At 62.0% G+C, this 19,144-nt stretch carries 20 protein-coding genes and 1 tRNA gene; 10 read left to right on the top strand and 11 right to left on the bottom strand.

The annotated features are described in order from the left end of the window. Window positions 1-57: 57 nt before the first annotated feature. The 6 genes from rplJ to ACT3UQ_RS02650 form a co-directional block, all read right to left on the bottom strand. Window positions 58-579, bottom strand: a complete 522-nt coding sequence (gene rplJ / locus ACT3UQ_RS02675) for a 50S ribosomal protein L10 (RefSeq protein ID WP_105553143.1) — start codon at window positions 577-579, stop codon at window positions 58-60. A gap of 763 nt (window positions 580-1,342) precedes the next feature. Next, entirely contained in the window at window positions 1,343-2,044 is a 702-nt protein-coding gene (gene rplA / locus ACT3UQ_RS02670; RefSeq protein WP_105650424.1) for a 50S ribosomal protein L1, read from the bottom strand. Between the two features lie 135 nt (window positions 2,045-2,179). Continuing rightward, entirely contained in the window at window positions 2,180-2,611 is a 432-nt protein-coding gene (rplK, locus tag ACT3UQ_RS02665) for a 50S ribosomal protein L11 (RefSeq protein WP_096283716.1), read from the bottom strand. Between the two features lie 128 nt (window positions 2,612-2,739). Continuing rightward, window positions 2,740-3,630, bottom strand: a complete 891-nt coding sequence (gene nusG / locus ACT3UQ_RS02660) for a transcription termination/antitermination protein NusG (protein ID WP_444636455.1) — start codon at window positions 3,628-3,630, stop codon at window positions 2,740-2,742. A 71-nt stretch (window positions 3,631-3,701) separates the two neighbouring features. Continuing rightward, entirely contained in the window at window positions 3,702-3,956 is a 255-nt protein-coding gene (secE, locus tag ACT3UQ_RS02655) for a preprotein translocase subunit SecE (protein ID WP_105553146.1), read from the bottom strand. 119 nt (window positions 3,957-4,075) lie between these two features. Beyond that, window positions 4,076-4,148: transfer RNA gene (locus tag ACT3UQ_RS02650), tRNA-Trp, on the bottom strand. 262 nt (window positions 4,149-4,410) lie between these two features. On the opposite strand from ACT3UQ_RS02650, the gene ACT3UQ_RS02645 reads away from it, so the two are divergent. Beyond that, complete coding sequence (locus ACT3UQ_RS02645) at window positions 4,411-5,610, top strand: pyridoxal phosphate-dependent aminotransferase (RefSeq protein ID WP_105568742.1); 1,200 nt, start codon at window positions 4,411-4,413, stop codon at window positions 5,608-5,610. Between the two features lie 58 nt (window positions 5,611-5,668). Here ACT3UQ_RS02645 and ACT3UQ_RS02640 read toward each other — a convergent pair whose 3' ends face one another. Then, window positions 5,669-6,337: a LuxR C-terminal-related transcriptional regulator gene (locus ACT3UQ_RS02640; RefSeq protein ID WP_105553148.1), complete on the bottom strand. Its 669-nt coding sequence runs from the start codon at window positions 6,335-6,337 to the stop codon at window positions 5,669-5,671. After that, on the bottom strand, window positions 6,334-7,602 hold the full coding sequence (locus ACT3UQ_RS02635; protein ID WP_444636454.1) for an ATP-binding protein: 1,269 nt from the start codon (window positions 7,600-7,602) through the stop codon (window positions 6,334-6,336). The genes ACT3UQ_RS02640 and ACT3UQ_RS02635 overlap by 4 nt, the downstream gene beginning before the upstream one ends. A gap of 125 nt (window positions 7,603-7,727) precedes the next feature. Between ACT3UQ_RS02635 and ACT3UQ_RS02630 the strand changes: the two genes are divergently transcribed. The 4 genes from ACT3UQ_RS02630 to ACT3UQ_RS02615 all read left to right on the top strand — a co-directional run bounded on the left by ACT3UQ_RS02630 (window position 7,728) and on the right by ACT3UQ_RS02615 (window position 10,844). Beyond that, window positions 7,728-9,065, top strand: coding sequence for a PspC domain-containing protein (locus ACT3UQ_RS02630; protein ID WP_444636453.1), 1,338 nt, complete (start codon window positions 7,728-7,730; stop codon window positions 9,063-9,065). Window positions 9,066-9,077: 12 nt separating this feature from the next. Continuing rightward, window positions 9,078-9,317 (top strand): hypothetical protein, encoded by a 240-nt coding sequence (locus tag ACT3UQ_RS02625; protein WP_105553151.1) that lies wholly within the window; start codon window positions 9,078-9,080, stop codon window positions 9,315-9,317. Between the two features lie 24 nt (window positions 9,318-9,341). After that, window positions 9,342-9,584, top strand: coding sequence for a PspC domain-containing protein (locus tag ACT3UQ_RS02620; RefSeq protein ID WP_096283732.1), 243 nt, complete (start codon window positions 9,342-9,344; stop codon window positions 9,582-9,584). Between the two features lie 231 nt (window positions 9,585-9,815). After that, window positions 9,816-10,844, top strand: coding sequence for a 6-phosphofructokinase (locus ACT3UQ_RS02615; RefSeq protein ID WP_444636452.1), 1,029 nt, complete (start codon window positions 9,816-9,818; stop codon window positions 10,842-10,844). 74 nt (window positions 10,845-10,918) lie between these two features. Here ACT3UQ_RS02615 and ygfZ read toward each other — a convergent pair whose 3' ends face one another. The 3 genes from ygfZ to ACT3UQ_RS02600 form a co-directional block, all read right to left on the bottom strand. Beyond that, a complete protein-coding gene (gene ygfZ / locus ACT3UQ_RS02610) occupies window positions 10,919-12,004 on the bottom strand; it encodes a CAF17-like 4Fe-4S cluster assembly/insertion protein YgfZ (RefSeq protein ID WP_444636451.1) in 1,086 nt (361 codons plus the stop codon). 1 nt (window position 12,005) lies between these two features. Next, a complete protein-coding gene (locus tag ACT3UQ_RS02605; protein WP_444636450.1) occupies window positions 12,006-12,620 on the bottom strand; it encodes an FABP family protein in 615 nt (204 codons plus the stop codon). Window positions 12,621-12,875: 255 nt separating this feature from the next. After that, on the bottom strand, window positions 12,876-13,610 hold the full coding sequence (locus ACT3UQ_RS02600; protein WP_444636449.1) for a hypothetical protein: 735 nt from the start codon (window positions 13,608-13,610) through the stop codon (window positions 12,876-12,878). A 128-nt stretch (window positions 13,611-13,738) separates the two neighbouring features. Between ACT3UQ_RS02600 and ACT3UQ_RS02595 the strand changes: the two genes are divergently transcribed. The 5 genes from ACT3UQ_RS02595 to ACT3UQ_RS02575 all read left to right on the top strand — a co-directional run bounded on the left by ACT3UQ_RS02595 (window position 13,739) and on the right by ACT3UQ_RS02575 (window position 19,119). Beyond that, window positions 13,739-14,395, top strand: a complete 657-nt coding sequence (locus ACT3UQ_RS02595; RefSeq protein ID WP_105553155.1) for a response regulator transcription factor — start codon at window positions 13,739-13,741, stop codon at window positions 14,393-14,395. A gap of 50 nt (window positions 14,396-14,445) precedes the next feature. Continuing rightward, window positions 14,446-15,408: a mycothiol synthase gene (gene mshD / locus ACT3UQ_RS02590; protein ID WP_105650418.1), complete on the top strand. Its 963-nt coding sequence runs from the start codon at window positions 14,446-14,448 to the stop codon at window positions 15,406-15,408. A gap of 82 nt (window positions 15,409-15,490) precedes the next feature. Continuing rightward, a complete protein-coding gene (locus tag ACT3UQ_RS02585) occupies window positions 15,491-17,707 on the top strand; it encodes an RNA degradosome polyphosphate kinase (RefSeq protein ID WP_105650417.1) in 2,217 nt (738 codons plus the stop codon). Further along, window positions 17,707-18,714: an NUDIX hydrolase gene (locus ACT3UQ_RS02580; RefSeq protein WP_444636448.1), complete on the top strand. Its 1,008-nt coding sequence runs from the start codon at window positions 17,707-17,709 to the stop codon at window positions 18,712-18,714. The genes ACT3UQ_RS02585 and ACT3UQ_RS02580 overlap by 1 nt, the downstream gene beginning before the upstream one ends. Before the next feature lie 81 nt (window positions 18,715-18,795). Next, complete coding sequence (locus ACT3UQ_RS02575; RefSeq protein WP_105568739.1) at window positions 18,796-19,119, top strand: GNAT family N-acetyltransferase; 324 nt, start codon at window positions 18,796-18,798, stop codon at window positions 19,117-19,119. The last annotated feature ends 25 nt before the right edge of the window (window positions 19,120-19,144 follow it).

Here is a 19,144-nt window from a genome sequence, read left to right as displayed (position 1 = left end):
CGATTTTGGCCCTGGGGCCTATGAATTGGGTTTACGATGCGAGAGAGTCGCGAAAGCTTAGGCTTCTGCCGGAGCTTCCTCGGCAGCAGCGCCGCCGTCCTCTTCTAGCTTCAGACGCAAAGCGTCCACCACGCGTACAGCTGCGGCGGCCGGAGCCTGCAGTACTGCAGCAACGCGAGTGAGCTGAGTTTCGCGGGATTCCAAAGCTGCCAAAGCAGCGATGCCAGCCTTATCAAGGGCCTTGCCCTCGAAGAAGCCGGACTTGACGACAAGCTTCTCGTTAGCCTTGGCAAATTCCGTGAGGCTCTTTGCGGCAGCAACTGCGTCACCCTTAATGAAGGCGATTGCAGTCGGACCGGAAAGCTGACCATCGAATGCATCGATGCCAACTTCCTTCGCTGCGATAGCGGTCAAGGTGTTCTTCACAACTGCGTACTTGGTCTCCTGACCAAGTGAGCGGCGAAGTTCCTTGAGCTGTGCAACGGTAAGCCCACGGTATTCAGTCAAGACAGCCGCAGTTGATTCCTTGAAGTCTGCAGTGATTTCTTCAATCGCTACAGTCTTGGTAGGCGTTGCCATAACACTCCTTCCGGGGATTTGTTCGGTACCGTTTCATAACCGGCGGAGCCCATAAAAAAGGCCCCGCGCAGGAGCACAGGGCATTTCAACTAATTCAAGTCAAAACAAATCTATGAAACCTGCGTTGGCCGCACTTTCGAGCTCTTAGGAGTTTATGCAAGCATGCACTCGGCCGACGGTCTTCGGTACATCTAGTCTAAACGGCCAAGGCAGCAACTTCCAAATCCAATGGCGCCAAGGCGGGCATGATTCGAATCACTCAATGGCCGTTAAAATGACAAGGCCTGAGGTCAGCACTTGGGGGACGCTGACAACAGGCTACTTGTCGACACGAAAGTTTTGGGGAAACTTCCGTATCCAGCTTCTACATGGTCTTGGGGGCCCATGTAGAAACCGCCGATCAAGTCGGTCATTTAAGCTTATCACTACTCATTGCGACTACGGAACAGATCACAGGCAGACAACGGCGACAGTTCAGGGAATTCACATATTTGGCACCCAATAGCTATCACCAGATGAATACCATCTAGTCAGCTCGGGTTTCCCTGGCAGTCTAGCTGCGAAACAGCAGAACAAATAGTGAGCGGTTTCCGTGACTGCCTCCACCTTTGCAATTCGCCAAGCGCGGACGTTGAACAAGCTTTTGACTAGGCCTTCAGGCGACTTATTAGCCTGTCTAGGAAACCATGGAGAGCGAAAACAAAAACCGCGGGGCGGACCAGATCTCTCTGGTCCGCCCCGCGGTTTTAGCGCTCGTCGGGCTTTAGGCCTCGATGCGAGTTACGTTCGAATCAACAGGGATGCCTGGACCGAAGGTGGTCGAAACGGTTGCCTTCGAGATGTAGCGACCCTTCGAGGAGGAAGGCTTCAAGCGAAGTACTTCTTCCAGAGCTGCTGCGTAGTTCTCGGTCAGCTGCTTGGCTTCGAACGAAGCCTTGCCGATGATGAAGTGAAGGTTGGCGTGCTTGTCGACGCGGAAGTCGATCTTGCCACCCTTGATGTCATTAACAGCCTTGGCGACATCCATGGTCACGGTGCCGGTCTTAGGGTTTGGCATCAGGTTACGAGGACCCAAGATCTTACCCAAGCGGCCAACCTTACCCATGAGGTCTGGCGTTGCTACGGCCGAGTCGAAGTCGGTCCAGCCGCCCTGGATCTTTTCGATCAGGTCGTCCGAGCCAACGAAGTCGGCGCCGGCTGCGATTGCAGCTTCGGCCTTGTCGCCATTGGCGAAGACAACCACGCGGGCGGTCTTACCGGTGCCGTGTGGAAGGTTCACGGTACCGCGAACCATCTGGTCAGCCTTGCGTGGGTCAACGCTCAAACGGAAAGCTACCTCAACGGTGGAGTTAGTCTTTTCGCCTGCGATTTCCTTAGCCAGGACAATTGCCTCGGTTGGATCGTAGAACTTGTCAGCCTCGATCTTGGCCGCGGCGGCTACGTATGCTTTGCTGCGCTTTGCCATCTGCGTTATCTCCTTATGCAGTCGTGGTCATATGGACCGCGCCCGGTCCTGCCACGGGCAGACAGGGTGTTCCCTGCTCGCCTTAGATTAAATTCTTTGTTGCAGTCACCGAAGTGAACTACGAAAAGCTAAAAATTAGCCTTCGACGGTGATGCCCATGGAACGGGCGGTACCGGCGATGATCAACGAGGCGGCAGCCAAGTCGTTGGCGTTGAGGTCAGCCATCTTGGTGGTGGCGATTTCTTCAACCTGAGCCTGGGACAGCTTGGCAACCTTGACGGTGTGCGGGGTAGCCGAACCCTTGGCAACGCCAGCAGCCTTCTTGATCAGCTCTGCTGCTGGAGGGGTCTTGGTGATGAAGGTGAATGAACGGTCTTCATACACGGTGATTTCAACTGGTACAACGTTACCGCGCTGCGACTCGGTCGCTGCGTTGTAAGCCTTGCAGAATTCCATGATGTTGACGCCGTGCTGGCCAAGTGCAGGACCAATTGGCGGAGCCGGGTTAGCGGCGCCTGCCTGGATCTGCAGCTTGATGAGTCCGGTGACCTTTTTCTTTGGGGCCATGTCGGGTCCTTATACTCTTGCAGTTCCCACAACACAGGAGCGTGCTGCGGGTTGTGGCCGTCGTGGCGCGACAGCCGGACGTGCCCTCACCCCGTAAAGCAAACGGAATGGGGCACGAAGACTTAATACTACTGGATCTTGGTGACCTGGTTGAAGTTCAAGGTCACTGGGGTCTCGCGCTCGAAGATCGAAACGAGAACAACCAGCTGCGCCGATTCCAGCTTGATTTCCGAGATCGTCGCCGGCATGGTCTCGAACGGACCATCGTTGACGGTAACCGATTCGCCAACCTCGAAATCGACGGTGACTTCGGTGATTGGTGAACGTCCCGGCTTGGAAGCCGATGGCTGCTCGACCGGATCGACCACCGTGTGCTCCAGCATGGAGAACACTTCGTCGAGGTTCAGCGGGTTAGGATCATGGGCGTTTCCTACGAATCCGGTAACACCTGGCGTGTGTCGAACGACACCCCAAGAAGCGTCGGTCAGCTCCATGCGAACCAGGACGTAGCCCGGGATGCGCACGCGGCGAACGATCTTGCGCTGAGTGTTCTTAACCTCAACGACCTCTTCCATCGGAACCTGGATTTCATAGATGAAATCGTCCATGTCCTGAGTTTGGATACGAGTCTCTAGGTTCAACTTCACGCGGTTTTCGTAACCTGCGTAGGTGTGAATGACGAACCAGTCACCCGGCTGGCGACGCAGCTTCGAGCGGAATTCTTCCTTGAGCGCGGCGACTACGTCGACGTCGTCTGCTTCAGCGGCTTCGTCTTCTTCGGCTTCGCCATGAACGTCTGCTTCAGCAGCTTCGTCCTCGTCGGCTTCATCCTGAACGTCTGCTTCAGCAGCTTCGTCTTCGTCGGCTTCGCCCTGAACGGCTTCTTCAGCAACAACGGCTGGAGCTTCGGTCTCGTCGGTTGCAACCTCGGCGGCGGTTTCTACCTGCACGCCGTCAGCTTCAACGAACTCGTTTTCGACCTCGTCATTAATCTGCGGTTCGAGTTCCTTGTCGGACACTGCAGCTCCTGCTTTCTTTGACTGAATGACATCTACTACCTGCGGGCGATTATACCGCCGCGGCAAATAAATTACTGTTCTGGCTGATTGGTGAACAGGAGGATCGAACCTTGGCCCAGTACGAAGTCAAGGATCGTGACGATCAACATAACGACGCAAACAAAACCGATTACAACCAGCGTGTAATTGACGAGCTCGCTACGCGTTGGGGTAACGACCTTCTTCAGTTCTGAAATTACCTGGCGCAGGAATAGGAAGATGCGTCCGAAGAAGCCCTTCTTTGCCTTCTCACCATTTCCGGGGTTTACGGCAGCTGATTCGCTCAACCTGATCCTCGTTTCAATTTTTTTGGCCAGTTGAAACAATCACGGTGCGCCGCAGCCTGACCGACCACAACACACCGTGATTTGAGATTCGCTGTGCGATTATTACCATCGCTACTGCGCAGGGCAGACAGGACTCGAACCTGCAACCTGCGGTTTTGGAGACCGCTGCGCTACCAATTGCGCCACTACCCTTTGAGCTACCGCTCTTACTGAGTACATCTTAGCCGATCAGGACTTTTCCATGTCGGTTGCGATGTCTCAGCAACGAGAAATAACTTTACGCAACGAACCAGCAAATGTCGAACTGACTGCACCCTGTGTGTCGCACACCGCATTCTGACCACCAGTTAGTGACCACTTGGTGTCATTTTTCGATTTCACTGAGCATCGGCAAATACTGGGAACTAGGATTGGAACTAACAGCAGCTTACGTAACCGTCAGGATGCATTTTCTATGTCTAGAATTTCACGCCGCATCGGCGCCATTTCCGAGTCCGCAACGCTAGCGGTCGATGCCAAGGCGAAAGCGCTCAAGGCAGCCGGTCGTCCGGTCATCGGCTTCGGCGCCGGCGAGCCGGACTTCGCAACTCCGGATTACATCGTCGAGGCGGCGGTCAAGGCCGCCCAGGATCCGAAGAACCACCGGTACTCCCCCGCGGCGGGCCTGCCTGAACTGCGCGAAGCGATTGCCGAAAAGACTCTGCGCCACTCCGGATACGAGCTGGCTGGCGCGCAGGTGCTGGTGACCAACGGCGGCAAGCAGGCGGTCTACAACACCTTTGCCGCATTGCTCGACCCGGGAGACGAAGTCATCATTCCGGCTCCTTACTGGACCACCTACCCGGAGTCGGTGCAGCTGGCGGGCGGGGTGCCCGTATCCGTCTTCGCCGGCCCCGAGCAGGGCTACAAGGTCACCGTCGAGCAGCTCGAGTCCGTGCTGACCGAGCGCACCAAGGTCTTGCTCTTCGTTTCCCCCTCGAACCCTACCGGCGCGGTCTACACGGCAGAGCAGATCAAGGAAATCGGCCGCTGGGCGGCCGAAAAGGGCTTGTGGGTTGTCACCGATGAGATCTACGAGCACCTGACCTACGGGGACGCGTCCTTCAGCTCCATTGCGACGCTGGTTCCGGAGCTCGAAGACCGGGTGGTCATCCTCAACGGCGTGGCCAAGACCTACGCCATGACCGGTTGGCGTGTGGGCTGGATGGCAGGCCCACTGGACGTCATCAAGGCTGCCACCAACCTGCAGTCCCATGCGACCTCGAATGTGGCCAATGTGTCCCAGCGTGCCGCCTTGGCCGCGGTGGCCGGCCCACTGGATGCCGTCGAGGAGATGAAGGTCGCCTTCAACCGCCGCCGGCTTGCCATCGTCGAGGGCTTGAACGCCATCGACGGATTGCACTGCCCGATGCCTGAGGGCGCCTTCTACGCCTACTCGGACGTACGCGGGCTGCTGGGCAAGAAGATCCGCGGCGTGGTGAGCAACACCAGCGCCGAGCTGGCCGCGTTCATCCTGGAGCAGGCGGAGGTCGCGGTCGTACCGGGCGAAGCCTTTGGGCCCTCGGGCTATATCCGCATGTCCTATGCGCTGGGCGATGCGGACCTGGCAGAGGGCGTGTCCCGGATGGCCCGGTTGCTGGGCGAAGCCGAGTAGAGCGGCATCCGGACAATGCGGGCCCGATCCGCCGGATCGGGCCCGCATTCGTCAACGCCTAGAGGATCTTCCGGTCCACCGCCCAGCGCGTGAGTTCATGCCGATTCGAGAGCTGCAATTTGCGCAGCACGTTCGAGACATGCGATTCCACGGTTTTCACCGAGATGAACAGCTCCTTGGCCACCTCCTTGTAGCTGTAGCCGCGGGCGATCAGGCGCATCACCTGCAATTCCCGGTCCGAGAGCAGATCCAGTTCCTCGTCGATGCCGGTCGCTTCGGCCACTTTTGCACCGCCGAATGCGTCAAGCACAAAGCCCGCCAGCCGTGGCGAGAACACCGCATCTCCCCCGGCCACCCGGCGCACCGCGTCCGAGATTTCGGTTCCGGAAATGCTCTTGGTCACGTAGCCCCGGGCCCCGGCCCGAATCACCGTGACCACGTCCTGCGCCGAATCCGAAACGCTCAGCGCCAGGAACTTGGTGGAACCCAACAGGTGCGCGCAACCGCGCAAGACCTCGGCGCCCCCGCCGCCGCGGCCGCCGGGCAGATGCACGTCGAGCAGGACCACGTCCGGCCGCTGGCTTTCGATGACTTCGATAGCCTGTTCAACGGACCCCGCCTCACCGACAATGCGCAGGTCCTCACCGAGATCCGCGCGGAGCCCGGAGCGGAAGATTCCATGGTCGTCTACCAACACCACAGTGAAGTTCTGCTGTTCGCTACTCATGATTCTGTATCTTCCTGACTGCTGTTCCTTGGCATTTTCAACTCTACTTCGGTGCCCGTCTCGCCGCTGCGAATAGAAGCCTGCCCGCCGGCCCGCTGCATCCGCCCGATAATCGATTCGCGCACCCCATAGCGGTCCTTGTCGATCCCGCCTACGTCGAAGCCCTTTCCGCGATCCCTGATGAACACCTCGATCAGCTGCTCGCTGCATTCGACATACACCGAGATCGTCCCCTCGGCATGTTTTGCTGCATTCATCATCGCTTCCCGGCTCGCCGCCACGAGCGCCTGCTGTCCGTCGAAGCCCCTGGCATTGCCGACGGTAATCACATCGACATCGCGCAGCAGCAATTTCTCGACGTTGTCGGCCTCGGCCTGGATTTCCACGACCACGTCTTTCTCGTCGAGCTCTTCGGTCTCATAGAGCCAAGCGCGCAGCTCGCGTTCCTGCACGCGCGCCAGGGTTCGCACCGCGGCCGGGTCATCGCTGCGTTTTTGGATCACGGCCAGCGTCTGCAGCACCGAGTCGTGCAGATGCGCGGCAAAGTCCGCGCGCTGCGCCGCGGCCTGCCGATTGCTTCTCTCCGAAAGATAGTCGCGCCACAACCTGGCGCCCCAGGGCAGCAGCACCACCACCGCACCGGTGATAATCGCCAGCGCCGCCCACATCCCGCCGAGCAGATCGGAGGTTCTCACGCGCCCGCTGAGAATCGCCAGCAGCCCGCCGATCGCGAGCAGCAGGCCCAGAATCAAGCGCCCGAAGACGAGCGCCTTGGCCTTGCGGTCACCGTCGAGGTGCTGCCCATCGACCTGCAGCCAGGCGAGCAGCACGCCGGCGATGATGCCCAAGCTGGGCCAAATCAGATCCCAGCGAATATTCAGCCCGAGCCACTGCCCCAGCGCCAGCAGCGCCACCAGCAGCAAGGCGACGCCGATGAGGGTTTCACGCCAGGAGGAAAGCTTCTCGCTCATCTCGCGCGGGGAAAATATGCCCTGCTGCACGCGGCCCATTTCCTCCGCGAGCGTGCGCGGCCCCGTACCCCGGGAGCGCAGCGCTCCGGCCTTGGATTCTTCGGCGCTGGGAGTGAACACCCACAGCCAGGCGTAGAGCAATACGCCGGCCCCGCCCAGGGCGGTAAGCCCCAAGAACCCGATACGCAGGTAGTTCACCGGTATGCCAAGGTGCACAGCGAGGCCGCCGCACACCCCGGCGATCAGCCGGGATTCACTGCGTACGATCTGATTTCGCTGCTCGGTTCGTTCCATACTGACAAGTCAAGCACGTTCCCGGGCAGAAAACCGGGTCGCTGCCGGAAGTCAGGGCGGCCCCTAGGGAAGAATCAGGGTAGCCCCTCATAGCGCTAAGCCCGCCCCCGGGAGAAGATTTAAGCATGGACAACGAGAACTCTCCGCGCAGCAACGTTTTCGACCAATTACGCAAAATTGGCATCGAACGGCAAGATTCCCAGTGGCTGGGCGGCGTTGCGGCGGGCATCGCACAGCGATTCAACATCGATGTGGTGCTGGTGCGCGGGGTATTCGTCGCGTTGAGTTTGCTCGGCGGAACCGGCTTCCTGGTTTACGGGCTGGCTTGGGGGCTCTTGCCCGGCCCCAAGGGCACGATCCCCTTGGAGCGGGCGGTGCACGGCAAGGACTGGACCAGCGCGCTCACCGGAGCCCTGGTATTTTTGCTCATCGGCTTCTTCCTCGCCCCCTGGCTGCTCAGCACCGTGGCCCCGATTCTGTGGCCGCTGCTGGTGGTCGCCGGAATCCTCTTCGTGATCTTCAGCCGACGCGACACCAAGTTTGCCGGCACCTCCAAACCCCGCCGCACGCCGAAGCCCAGCGACCCGGCACCCGGCTCCGTCGTTGAAAAGCCTTGGCGCGCGCAGCGTGCCCAGTCCTTCAGCACGCAGGCACCCGTTTATCCCGAACAGTTCCCACCGGCTACGAAGCCGCTGCGCAATCCAGAAACCACGCACCCGCACACCGACAAGAGCAACGCAGACTCCGAGGAGGACTCCATGGACCCCGAACCTCGCGGCTTCGGCCATATCCCGCAGGACCACGGGCCGCAGCTGGATCCACATTTCGCCAAGGCGAATAAAAAGCTGCGCAATGCTCCCCCGGTTCCCGGCTGGGTTGCCACCATCATCGTCGGCGTCACCATCCTGACGGTGGCGTTGGTGCTCGCCGCGGATTACCTCGGGGCGATCGCGCTGCCGGGCAACGGGTGGGGCACGGCATTTGCCATCGGCTTGTTCGTGGTCGGCTTGGCGCTGGTCTTCGTCTCCCTCGCGCACCGCACCAGCGGCGGGCTGCTCGGGCTGGCCATTCCATTGCTGGTACTCACGGTGATCTTCGGTGGCAACGATTTCCGCGGCATGCAGGGCGAAACGGTCGGCGTGGCCACGGATTCGAACCAGTACAGCTCGGTGTTCAGCAAGTCGACGGTGGACCTGCGCCACCTGTCCACGATCACCGAGCCGACGACGGTGGAGGTCTCCTCGGTCTTCTCCAAGGTGGATCTCGAACTGCCCACGAACATTCCGGTGCAGATCCAGGCCGACGGGCTGTTCCTCTCCTCGCTCAACGAAAACAATTCGCAGCCGACGGGCGGCTTCGCCGCAGATGCCCCCACGCTCACGGTCGTGATCAATGGCGTATTCTCTGGATACGATCCCGAGTACTCAAGCGATGGAACCGGCACCTCCAACCCAACGTTCTAAGGAGCGGACAGCATGAATTCTGATCAGCAAACCGAAGCAAAATTTCCTGCCGGCACCTTGGTGTTTGGCCTGATCCTCGTCGTGGTCGCGCTTGCGACGCTCAGCCGAACCCTATTCAGCTGGCACTTCGACACCCCGTTGTTCTTCATCGCGCTGGTTGCCCTGGCCGGGGTGGGGATGATCTTCGCGGGCATCTCCTCGGCACGCAAGGCCAGCGGCAAGAACACCGAACTACCTTCCCACAACGACTAGCACCCACCATTTTTAGGAGCACTCATGGATACCTTCTTCAACCAGATCCGTTCGATCCCGCTGCGCCGCGGCCCCTCGCGCATGGTTGCCGGGATCGCCGGCGGCATCGCGGATAAGTTCGGCTGGGATGTCACCTTGGTCCGCATCGGGCTGCTGCTCTCCTTCCTCCTGCCGGTCATCGGCATCGGCGCGTACATCGTGGCCTGGCTGCTGATTCCGGCCCAGGATGACAGCATCGTGCTGCAGAAACTGCTGCGCAAGTTCTAATCCCACGGAGTATCTCCGAAACAGAGCGGGTTGTTCGCTACCTCAGGTGGCAAACAACTCGCTCTTGTGGTTTTAACCACGTAGAATCTTAGAGAACTCGATGCTCAATGGTGCGCGGAATCGAATGAAGTCCGAAGGGTTTTCCTCGGATACCCGGCCCGCTCCGCAGCAGCATTCAGCAAGGAACCCGTCGTGTATCCGAAGTCTTCCCTACTTACTAAGTGAGGGTAAATGCGCATTGGAATCATGACTTCGGGAGGCGACTGCCCGGGATTGAACGCGGTGATCCGCGGTGCGGTGCTCAATGGCATCAAAAGCTATGACTACGAATTTGTTGGCTTCCGCGACGGCTGGAAGGGAGTCAAGGAAGGCGACTTCTTCGAGCTTCCCCGGACCGCCGTCCGCGGTATCGCCAAACAAGGCGGAACCATTCTAGGCACCTCGCGCACCAACGCGTTCGAGGGAGAAAATGGCGGAGCCGAGCATATCGCCGCCACGCTGAAGAAGAACAATGTCGACGCCTTGATCGCGATCGGCGGCGAGGGGACCCTCGCCGGCGCGCAGCGCCTGTGCGAGGCCGGGCTGCCGGTGGTTGGCGTCCCGAAGACCATCGACAACGACCTGGACGCCACCGACTACACCTTCGGTTTCGACACCGCAAACCAGATCGCCGTGGAGGCCATCGACCGGCTGCGCACTACCGGGGACTCGCACCATCGCTGCATGATCGCCGAGGTTATGGGCCGGCACGTCGGCTGGATCGCCATGCACGCCGGCATGGCCTCCGGCGCCCATGCGATCCTCATCCCCGAGGTTTCCACCACCATGGAAGAGATCTACCAGTGGGTGCGCGAAGCCCACGAGCGTGGCCGTGCACCATTGGTCGTGGTCTCCGAGGGGTTCGTCCCCGAGGGCCTGGACGAGGCGTTCTCGGTGCGTGGGGTGGATACCTTCGGCCGGGCGCGGCTCGGTGGAATCAGCGAAATGCTCGCCCCGCTGATCGAGGAGCAAACCGGCCTCGAAACCCGCGCCACCGTGCTGGGCCATATCCAGCGCGGCGGAGTGCCCACCGCGTTCGACCGCGTGCTGGCCACGCGGCTTGGCATGGCCGCGGTGAATTCGGTCGCCGATTCGGCCTGGGGCACCATGGTCGCGATCCACGGCACCAAGGTCAACCGCGTCCCGCTGCGCGCGGCGCTGAACAACCTCAAGCGGGTTCCGATGGACCGCTACAACGAGGCCCGGATCCTCTTCGGCTAAATTCCGCACCGGCAAAGCAACAGCGGTCCGGCACCTCCCGCGGGAGTTGCCGGACCGCTGTTGCGTTAAGCTGCTCAGGCCGGGGGCGGGGTCCGCAGGAAACCGGTGAACCGGCCCGCGGTCTGTCCGGCGTCCGTGGCCACGATGACCTCTTGCGCGGCCGGGTAGACGCTCTCGCCGTCCACGACGCTCAGCACCGCTTCGGGGTCAACATTGCGTTTGATCACGCCCAGCGCGATCGGTCCGGCTTCATAGTGCAGGGAGGCCGAGGTCAGCTTGCCGACGGTGCGCTCACCGAGCTTGATCTCCGAACCGGCGGCCGGCAAGGTGTGCATCGACCCGTCGAGGTCGAGGAACACCAGGCGACGCGGCGGGTGGCCGATGTTGTGCACGCGGGCAACGGTTTCCTGCCCCTTGTAGCAGCCCTTGTCCATGTGCACCGCGGTGCGCAGCCAATCCAGTTCATGCGGGATGGTCTTGTCATCATTCTCGAAACCGAAGCGCGGCTCCCAGGCGGCGATGCGCAGGGACTCGACCGCCATGCTCCCGGCAAGCTCTTCCTCGCCGACGGCTTCTTCCAAGCGCTCAAGTTCAACAACATGCAAGAACCACGGTCGTTCCAGACCCGGGTGGTCCTCGCGTGAATAGGCCCATCCCCCGGCGCTGACCTGCGGCCACGGATTGCGCCACACCAGCTCGTTGCAGCTGGGAATCTCGCGCACCGCGCCGAGCACGCCATGGGTGCTCGAAAGGTTTGCCAGTTCCACCCGCAGCATGAACCGCATCGATTCGAGGAATCTCTGCAGCGGCTCGGCGCGGCCCTGCTCGACGATCAGCAGCACCCGATCGGTGTCGATGAGCACCTTCATCTCGTGCTCGATACGCCCCTGAACCGAAAGCAGCAGCGCCTGGCTGGAGGCCCCCGGCTTCAGCCCGGTGAGCGACTGGCTGCTGAGCGTGTTCAACCAGCTCTGCCGGTCCTCGCCACGCAGTTCCAGCACGTCAAGGTGGCTCAGGTCGGCAATCGCCTGGCCTTGGAATAGCTTGCGGGCCTCGCGGGTGGGCGCGCCATAATGTGCTGCCACGCCGGCATCTGCCCCGGATGCCTCGATTGCTGCCGCACGATCCAGCAGCACCGAACGATATTGATTTTCGCTCATGTCAGGAATCCATCGCCTCTGTAGTAACACGTTTCAGCGCGGCTGAGGCATGAGCCTTGAGATCTTGATTGCCCAAGGACACGTCCCAACGCCAAAATAGATCTCCGCCGACAAGCCCGTACATCCGGGTCGAGGAGGCGTACTGCTTCGCATTCTTGCTGCGCAACAACGCTTCGGTGGCCAGGTGCACCCGCGGACCGTCGATCAGCCCGTAGTAAAGTTCGCTGATCCCGCCAGGCTGCAGGATCTGCGCCTGAATTTTGAAGCCCTCTGTGGTGTGCAGCTGCTGCACGTCGTCGGCCGAGCGCAAGGCCGGGAAGATCTCTCCCGGGGTCATTCCTGGGCCCGCGTCTGCATCCTGCTGCTCACGGTCCAGCGACCAGAAGCCGTTTTCAACGGCCAGGATCCGCAGCTTGGTGCCGTCGGCTTCGGTGAGCCACGCTTCGCTGCGGTATTCCAGATACGGGGCGCCGACCTCGCGGAAGGTGACCTGCTGCCAAAAGTGCGGGTCCGCATCCTCCCCGTCGCCGAGGCGCCCGCTTCCTTCCCAGCTGCCGATGAGCCACGAGAAGGGCACGAGTTCCGGCATGAGGTCCGTGGGAATGTCAAAAGCCATAGACTAGCTGCTCCTAAGTTGCCCGGTTAAATGGAAACAGCGCACACGTTTTTGTGTGCGCTGCTTCTACTTCTGCCCCTTGAAGAGACGCTTTACTACAAGTCCGGCGAATCCGGCCATGCCCAGACCTGCAATGGTCAGCAAGGCGAGGAAGAAAATTTCGAGTGCAAGGTAATTTTCATTCATGCCTACATCTTAGCCCGAGCACTTCGGTATTTCCGACACTCGTGACGAAGCAGGCATCACATTTCGTGATTAGCTCAGCAGGGCCATCACGTACCAGCTCATCGCTCCGGCCAGGATCAGGATCCCGCTAGCCAGGGCGAGCACACCGGAGAGCGTGCGGATGCTGCGGGTGGACAAGGCCAACGCACGCAGGCTGCCCACCAGCAGCCCCGCCAGCACCCCAATGGTCAGCGCCTGGTACCAGGTGGGACCGAAGGTCAACGCGCTGGCCGCCGCCCCGAGCGCCCCGCCGATCAAGGGTGCCAGCACGAAGGTAATCCGGTCCGGCAACCGGGTAATGGCGATCGCCCCGGCGCCAACGAGCGCGATGAGGGTGAAGACGGTGACCCCCAGCGCCCCCTCGCCAAGGCCCATGGCGGCCCATCCCGAGCCTTGCGCCACGATGGCCAAACCGGTGATCCCCGAAACCACTCCGGCTAGCCGCCCATCGGCGGTGGAGCCGCGCATGACCTGCGTAATGAAAATCATCAGCACCCCGGCGGCAATGACCTCGACGCTATGCGAGGTCTGCGTGGCCCCCGGCATGAAGAGCGTCGCCGCGGTGGAGGCCAGGGCGGCGACCGCGAGGATGATGCTGATCGTCCAGGGAGTCTCCGAACGCGTCATCCGCGGCCAGGTATAGGCGAAAACTAGCTGCAGCACCACGGCGACCGCCGCCATCGCAAAGTTCAGCGAACTGAGGCTGGCGGCGCCAGCCAACAGGGCCGCGGCGAGCAGCCCACTAATCAGTACCTTGATTCGCAAACTAAATTTCCCATCGGTAATAGTCCGGGCACTTGCTCGTTCACATGCGCACTTTGAGTGATTCTTTCTTTATACTGTGACACGTAAAAACGATTTTTTCGCACACCACTGGCAGGAGGAACTCCATCATGGCGCACCTACTGCTCCTGAGTAATAATGCAAGCACCGGTGCCGAGGTGCTTCCGGCGCTGGAACTGCTGCTTCACGAGAACCGCTGCTTGCCGGCCAACACCGAGGCGCTGAGCCAAATCGGCGACGCCGAAGCGGTCATTCTCGACGCGCGCACCGAGCTGATTGCCGCGCGAGCCCTGGCGCAAACCATCCACTCTACCGTCAATTTACCGTTGTTGCTGGTCATTGGCGAGGGTGGCCTGGGCGTTTTGAATTCCGCTTGGCATGCCTCCGACTTCATTTTGCCTACCGCGGTCCCCGGGGAGCTCGAGGCCCGGATCCGGCTGATCCTTTCGGCCGCACCGGAGGTGGTGGTCCAGGAGAATACCTCCGGGCTGACCATCGATGAGCTGAGCTACACCGCGCGCATCGATCGCCGCATGCTGGATCTGACCTACAAGGAATTTGAGCTGCTCAAGTACCTCTCGCAGTTCCCCGGACGCGTCTTCACCCGCGAGCAGCTGCTCCACGAAGTGTGGGGCTACGACTACTACGGCGGTACCCGCACCGTCGACGTTCACGTGCGTCGCTTGCGCGCCAAACTCGGCACCGATCATGAACAGCTGATCGGCACCGTGCGAAATGTCGGCTACCGCTTCTACACCGAAGTTTAAGTTTCTCCCGCCACTGGTAGCTGCACGGAATCACCGGCTAAGGTGAAGGTATGAGCGAACTGCCACAAACTACTTTGTCCATCGAGAAAACACAAGGTGAGCTGGAAGAACGCGAACTTGCTGAGGTACGCAAGCTTGCCGCCGCAGCTCAGGAACACGACGGCAACCCGCCGCTGAGCGACCAGACCCTGGTCGCCCTTGGCTCCGAGGAATTCTCGGACAAGGTCTTCTCGCTGCGCGCCGAGCAGCAGGCGGACCCCGGAGAGTCCACGCTGGTCGGCGTGGTGGCCGCGGTGCGTGATCCGGAGGCCGATTCCTGGGTGGTCGAACTCGTGGTGCACCCGCAGCATCGCCAGCAAGGCATCGCCTCGGCCCTCGTGCAGCGCCTCGGCGAAGAGCTGGAACTGAGCCGCATTCAGGCGTGGGCCCACGGCGGGCATCCCGCGGCCAAGAAGCTGGCCGAGGCAATCGGCCTGGCCACCGTGCGCGAACTCCATAAGCTGCGCCGCGAAAGCCCCGAAGCGCTGGAAGTTCCGCAGCTGGACCGCGGCAGCAACGTCCGCACCTTCCGGGTGGGCGAGGACGAGCCGGCCTGGTTGGCCGCCAACGCGGCGGCATTCGCGGACCATCCGGAGCAGGGTTCGCTCACGCTGGCTGATTTGGACTCGCGCATGGCCGAATCCTGGTTTGATCCTGCGGGCTTCTTCTTGGCTTTCGACGCCGCGGAGCAGGTCATCGCCTTCCACTGGACCAAGATCCACCCGGCCACCGGGGATTCGGTCCGCCCGCTGGGCGAGGTCTACGTGGTCGGCGTGGTCCCCGAAGCCCAGGGCCTGGGCCTGGGCCGCGTGCTCACCGCCCTCGGCGTGAACTACCTGCTGGAAATGGGAGTGGGCGCCGTCTTGCTCTACGTTGACGCCGAGAACCAGGCGGCGGTCAGCCTGTACCGTTCGCTGGGCTTCACACTCTGGGACACCGACATCATGTACGGCCCGCAGCCGATAGAATCGTAGGGTACCGGGCAGAGCAGAGCCTCTGGCCAGCGCAATGAGGTGCAACTAGGTTTCCACTTGCAGAAAGAAGCGAGTTCAGTAGATGACTACCACCCCGAAGCAGCCGGCCTCACAGTTACGTGATGTGCCAGCGTCGAAGATGAACGAAGACCGCATCGAGCCGGCCATCAAATCGCCGGCCCGGCATCCCGAGGGTGGATTCAACAACGAACGATTCCTGGATCGGGAGTTGTCCTGGCTGCACTTCAACGCGCGCGTTCTGGAACTCGCCGAAGACAAGGATCTCCCGCTGCTGGAGCGGGTGAACTTCCTCTCAATTTTCGGCTCGAACCTCGACGAGTTCTTCATGGTGCGCGTGGCCGGGCTCAAGCGCCGCATCGCCACCGGCCTGGCGGTGCCCGCAGCCAACGGGATGAACCCGGTCGACCAGCTCGAACTGCTGCTCAATTCGGCCCACGAGCTGCAGACCCGGCATGCCCTGGTCTTTTCCGAGCAGGTCCGCCCGGCCCTCGCGGAGGAAGGCATCCGGATTACCCGCTGGGATGAACTCGGCGAATCCGAGCGCCAGCACCTCTCCTCCTGGTTCGTTTCCCAGGTGTTCCCGGTGCTCACCCCGCTGGCGGTCGACCCGGCGCACCCCTTCCCCTACATCTCCGGGCTGTCGCTGAACCTCGCGGTGGTGGTCCGCAACCCGCTGACCGGCAAGGAGCTCTTCGCCCGGCTCAAGGTGCCCGATACCATCGCCCGGCTGGTCGGCATCGACGGAGCCAAGGCGGCGCACTCCTCGCAGCGCACCGCCCGGTTCATCCCGCTCGAAGCGCTGATCGCCGTGCACCTGGACCTGTTGTTCCCGGGCATGGAAATCGTCGAGCACCACTTCTTCCGCGTCACCCGCAATGAGGATCTGGAGGTCGAGGAGGACGACGCGGAGAATCTGCTCCAGGCCCTGGAGAAGGAATTGCTGCGCCGCCGCTTCGGCCCGCCGGTGCGCCTGGAGGTCGCCGACGACATTGACCCGCAGGTGCTCGAACTGCTGGTGCGCGAGCTGAATATCGAGGAAGACGAGGTCTTCCGGCTGCCGGCCCCGCTGGATCTGCGCGGGCTGGGCGTCATCGCCGCGCTGGACCGCACCGAGCTGCACTACACCAAGCATGTGGGCCACACCTCCAGGTTCCTGAACGAATCGGAGACCGCGAAGGCCGCGAATGTCTTCGGCGCGGTGCGCCGGCGCGACATCCTGCTGCACCACCCCTACGATTCCTTCTCCACCTCCGTGCAGGCGTTTTTGGAGCAGGCCGCCGCGGACCCGAAGGTGATGGCGATCAAGCAGACCCTCTACCGCACCTCCGGGGACTCCCCGATCGTCGACGCGCTGATCGACGCGGCCGAGGCCGGCAAGCAGGTGCTGGCGCTGGTGGAGATCAAGGCGCGCTTCGACGAGCAGGCGAACATCACCTGGGCGCGCAAGCTGGAGCAGGCCGGGGTGCACGTGGTCTACGGCATCGTGGGCCTGAAAACCCACTCGAAGCTCTCCCTGGTGGTGCGCAAGGAAGGCGACAAGCTGCGCCGCTACTGCCATATCGGCACCGGCAACTACCACCCGCGCACCGCCCGCTACTACGAAGACTTTGGCTTGCTGACCTGCGACGAAGCCGTAGGCGAAGATGTTTCGCGGCTGTTCAACCAGCTCTCTGGCTACGCGCCGCGGTCCACCTACCACCGGCTGCTGGTGGCCCCGCGCACGGTGCGCACCGGGCTGCTGGAGCTGATCGAGAAGGAAATCGCCAACGCGCAAAACGGGGTCGCGGCCTACGTCTGCATCAAGGTGAATTCGATGGTCGACGAGGCCATTATCGATGCCCTGTACCGGGCCAGCCAGGCCGGGGTGAAGGTGGATGTGATCGTCCGCGGCATTTGCGCGCTGCGCCCGCAGCTGCCGGGCCTGAGCGAGAACATCCGCGTCCGCTCGATCCTCGGCCGCTTCCTGGAGCACAGCCGCGTGTTCTTCTTCGGCAATGCCGGCGACCCGCTGGTCTACATCGGCAGCGCCGATATGATGCACCGGAACCTGGACCGCCGCGTGGAGGCGCTCGTTTCGCTGCACGCCCAGGAGGACATCGACTCCCTCACCGACCTGCTGGGGCGCTATATGGACGATTCAACCATGAGCTGGCATCTGGGCTCCGATGGCGCGTGGACCCGCCACCACCAGGATGCCGAGGGCAAGGCGCTCACCGACATCCAGTTCTGGCTCACCGAAGAGCACACCCGGCGCCGGCAGAGCGGACTGCACAACTAGTGACCGCTTCCCAGTCCCAGCATTCACGTCTGCAGCTGTGCGAACTACAGCGCTCAAGCGATGCCGAAGAGATCCGCCTGGGCGAATTCGATGTGGTCGCCGCCGGAGCGATCCCCTGGCAGCTGCGCGACGGCGAACTGCACGTGCTGCTGATCCACCGCCCGCGCTATGACGATTGGTCCTGGCCCAAGGGCAAGCTCGACTCCGGCGAGTCGATCCCCGAATGCGCCATCCGCGAACTGCGCGAAGAGGTCGGCCTGCGGCTGAACCTCGGCATCCCGCTGGCGGCCACCGCCTATTCGGTCAAGGGCAAAACCAAGGTCGTCTACTACTGGGCGGCCAAGGTGGACCCCGCGCTGCAGGCGGAGCCCGACGGCGTCGAATGCGATGAGCTGCGCTGGGCCACGGCGGCCGAGGCCGCGGCCCTGCTGACCAACCCCTCGGATCTCGCCCCGCTCGAAGATCTGCTCAAGGCCCACCAGAAGCAGCGCCTGGAGAGCTTGGCCTTCATCATCCTGCGCCATGCCAAGGCCAAGCCGCGCGGCAAGTGGACACGCGCCGAGGGCGAACGCCCGCTGGCGGCCACCGGCCGCCGGCAGGCGCAGGCGGTGGCGCGCATGCTCGACGCGTGGGGCCCGGAGCATGTGGCTTCCTCCCCGTGGACGCGCTGCGTGCAAACGGTGACCCCGTACCTGGTGCTGCACGCGCTGAAGCTGAAAACCATCCGCTCCATCACCGAGCACGAGGCCAAGCGCAAGCCGCACAAGGCCCAACGCGCCATCGAGAAGCTCGTGGCCAAGTCGCGTTCGCAGGTGATCTGCACGCACCGCCCGGTGCTCCCGCTGATCATCGAGGTCCTGCGCTCCCGGGTTTCGACGAAGGTCGCCGCGGTGCTGCCGGCCCAGGACCCGTTCCTGGATCCGGGCGGCGTGATCGTGGCCCAGCAGGCCATCGGCGCGAAGCATCAGTTCGTGTCCGTGGAGATCCACGCGCCCTATCACGACTAACTCGTGCACGGTCGTTGCATCTATCCCGAAATGCGACTATGACTAGAGGTGAGAGAAGTCACCAGCGAGGAGGCAACCGCCATGACTGCCCAACAGCCAGAACACCCGGTGCAGAAGATCGTGCACCAGGGCTTGCGCATGGACCACGACCCGGGACGCGGGCGCTACTCGCTATGGCACGGCTCCACCTTCGTCGGCTTCATCGGCTACCACCGCGAGGGGCAGCAGGTGACCTTGCAGCATACGATCGTGAACGAGGAGTTCGGCCGCCGCGGCTACGCCCGCGCGCTGGTGACCATGGTGCTCGATGAGCTGCGCGCCGAGGGAGCCACAATCGTCCCCGAATGCAGCTATGTGCAGGATTATCTCTCCCGCTACCCGGAGTACCACGATATGCTCGCGTGAGCCGGCACCGCTTTTAGCGCGATCG

The sequence above is a fragment of the Glutamicibacter sp. AOP12-B1-11 genome (assembly GCF_052379245.1).
GTDB lineage: Bacteria > Actinomycetota > Actinomycetes > Actinomycetales > Micrococcaceae > Glutamicibacter.
Note: the sequence above shows the minus strand (reverse complement) of the source record. Positions and strands in the feature narration are given on the sequence as shown.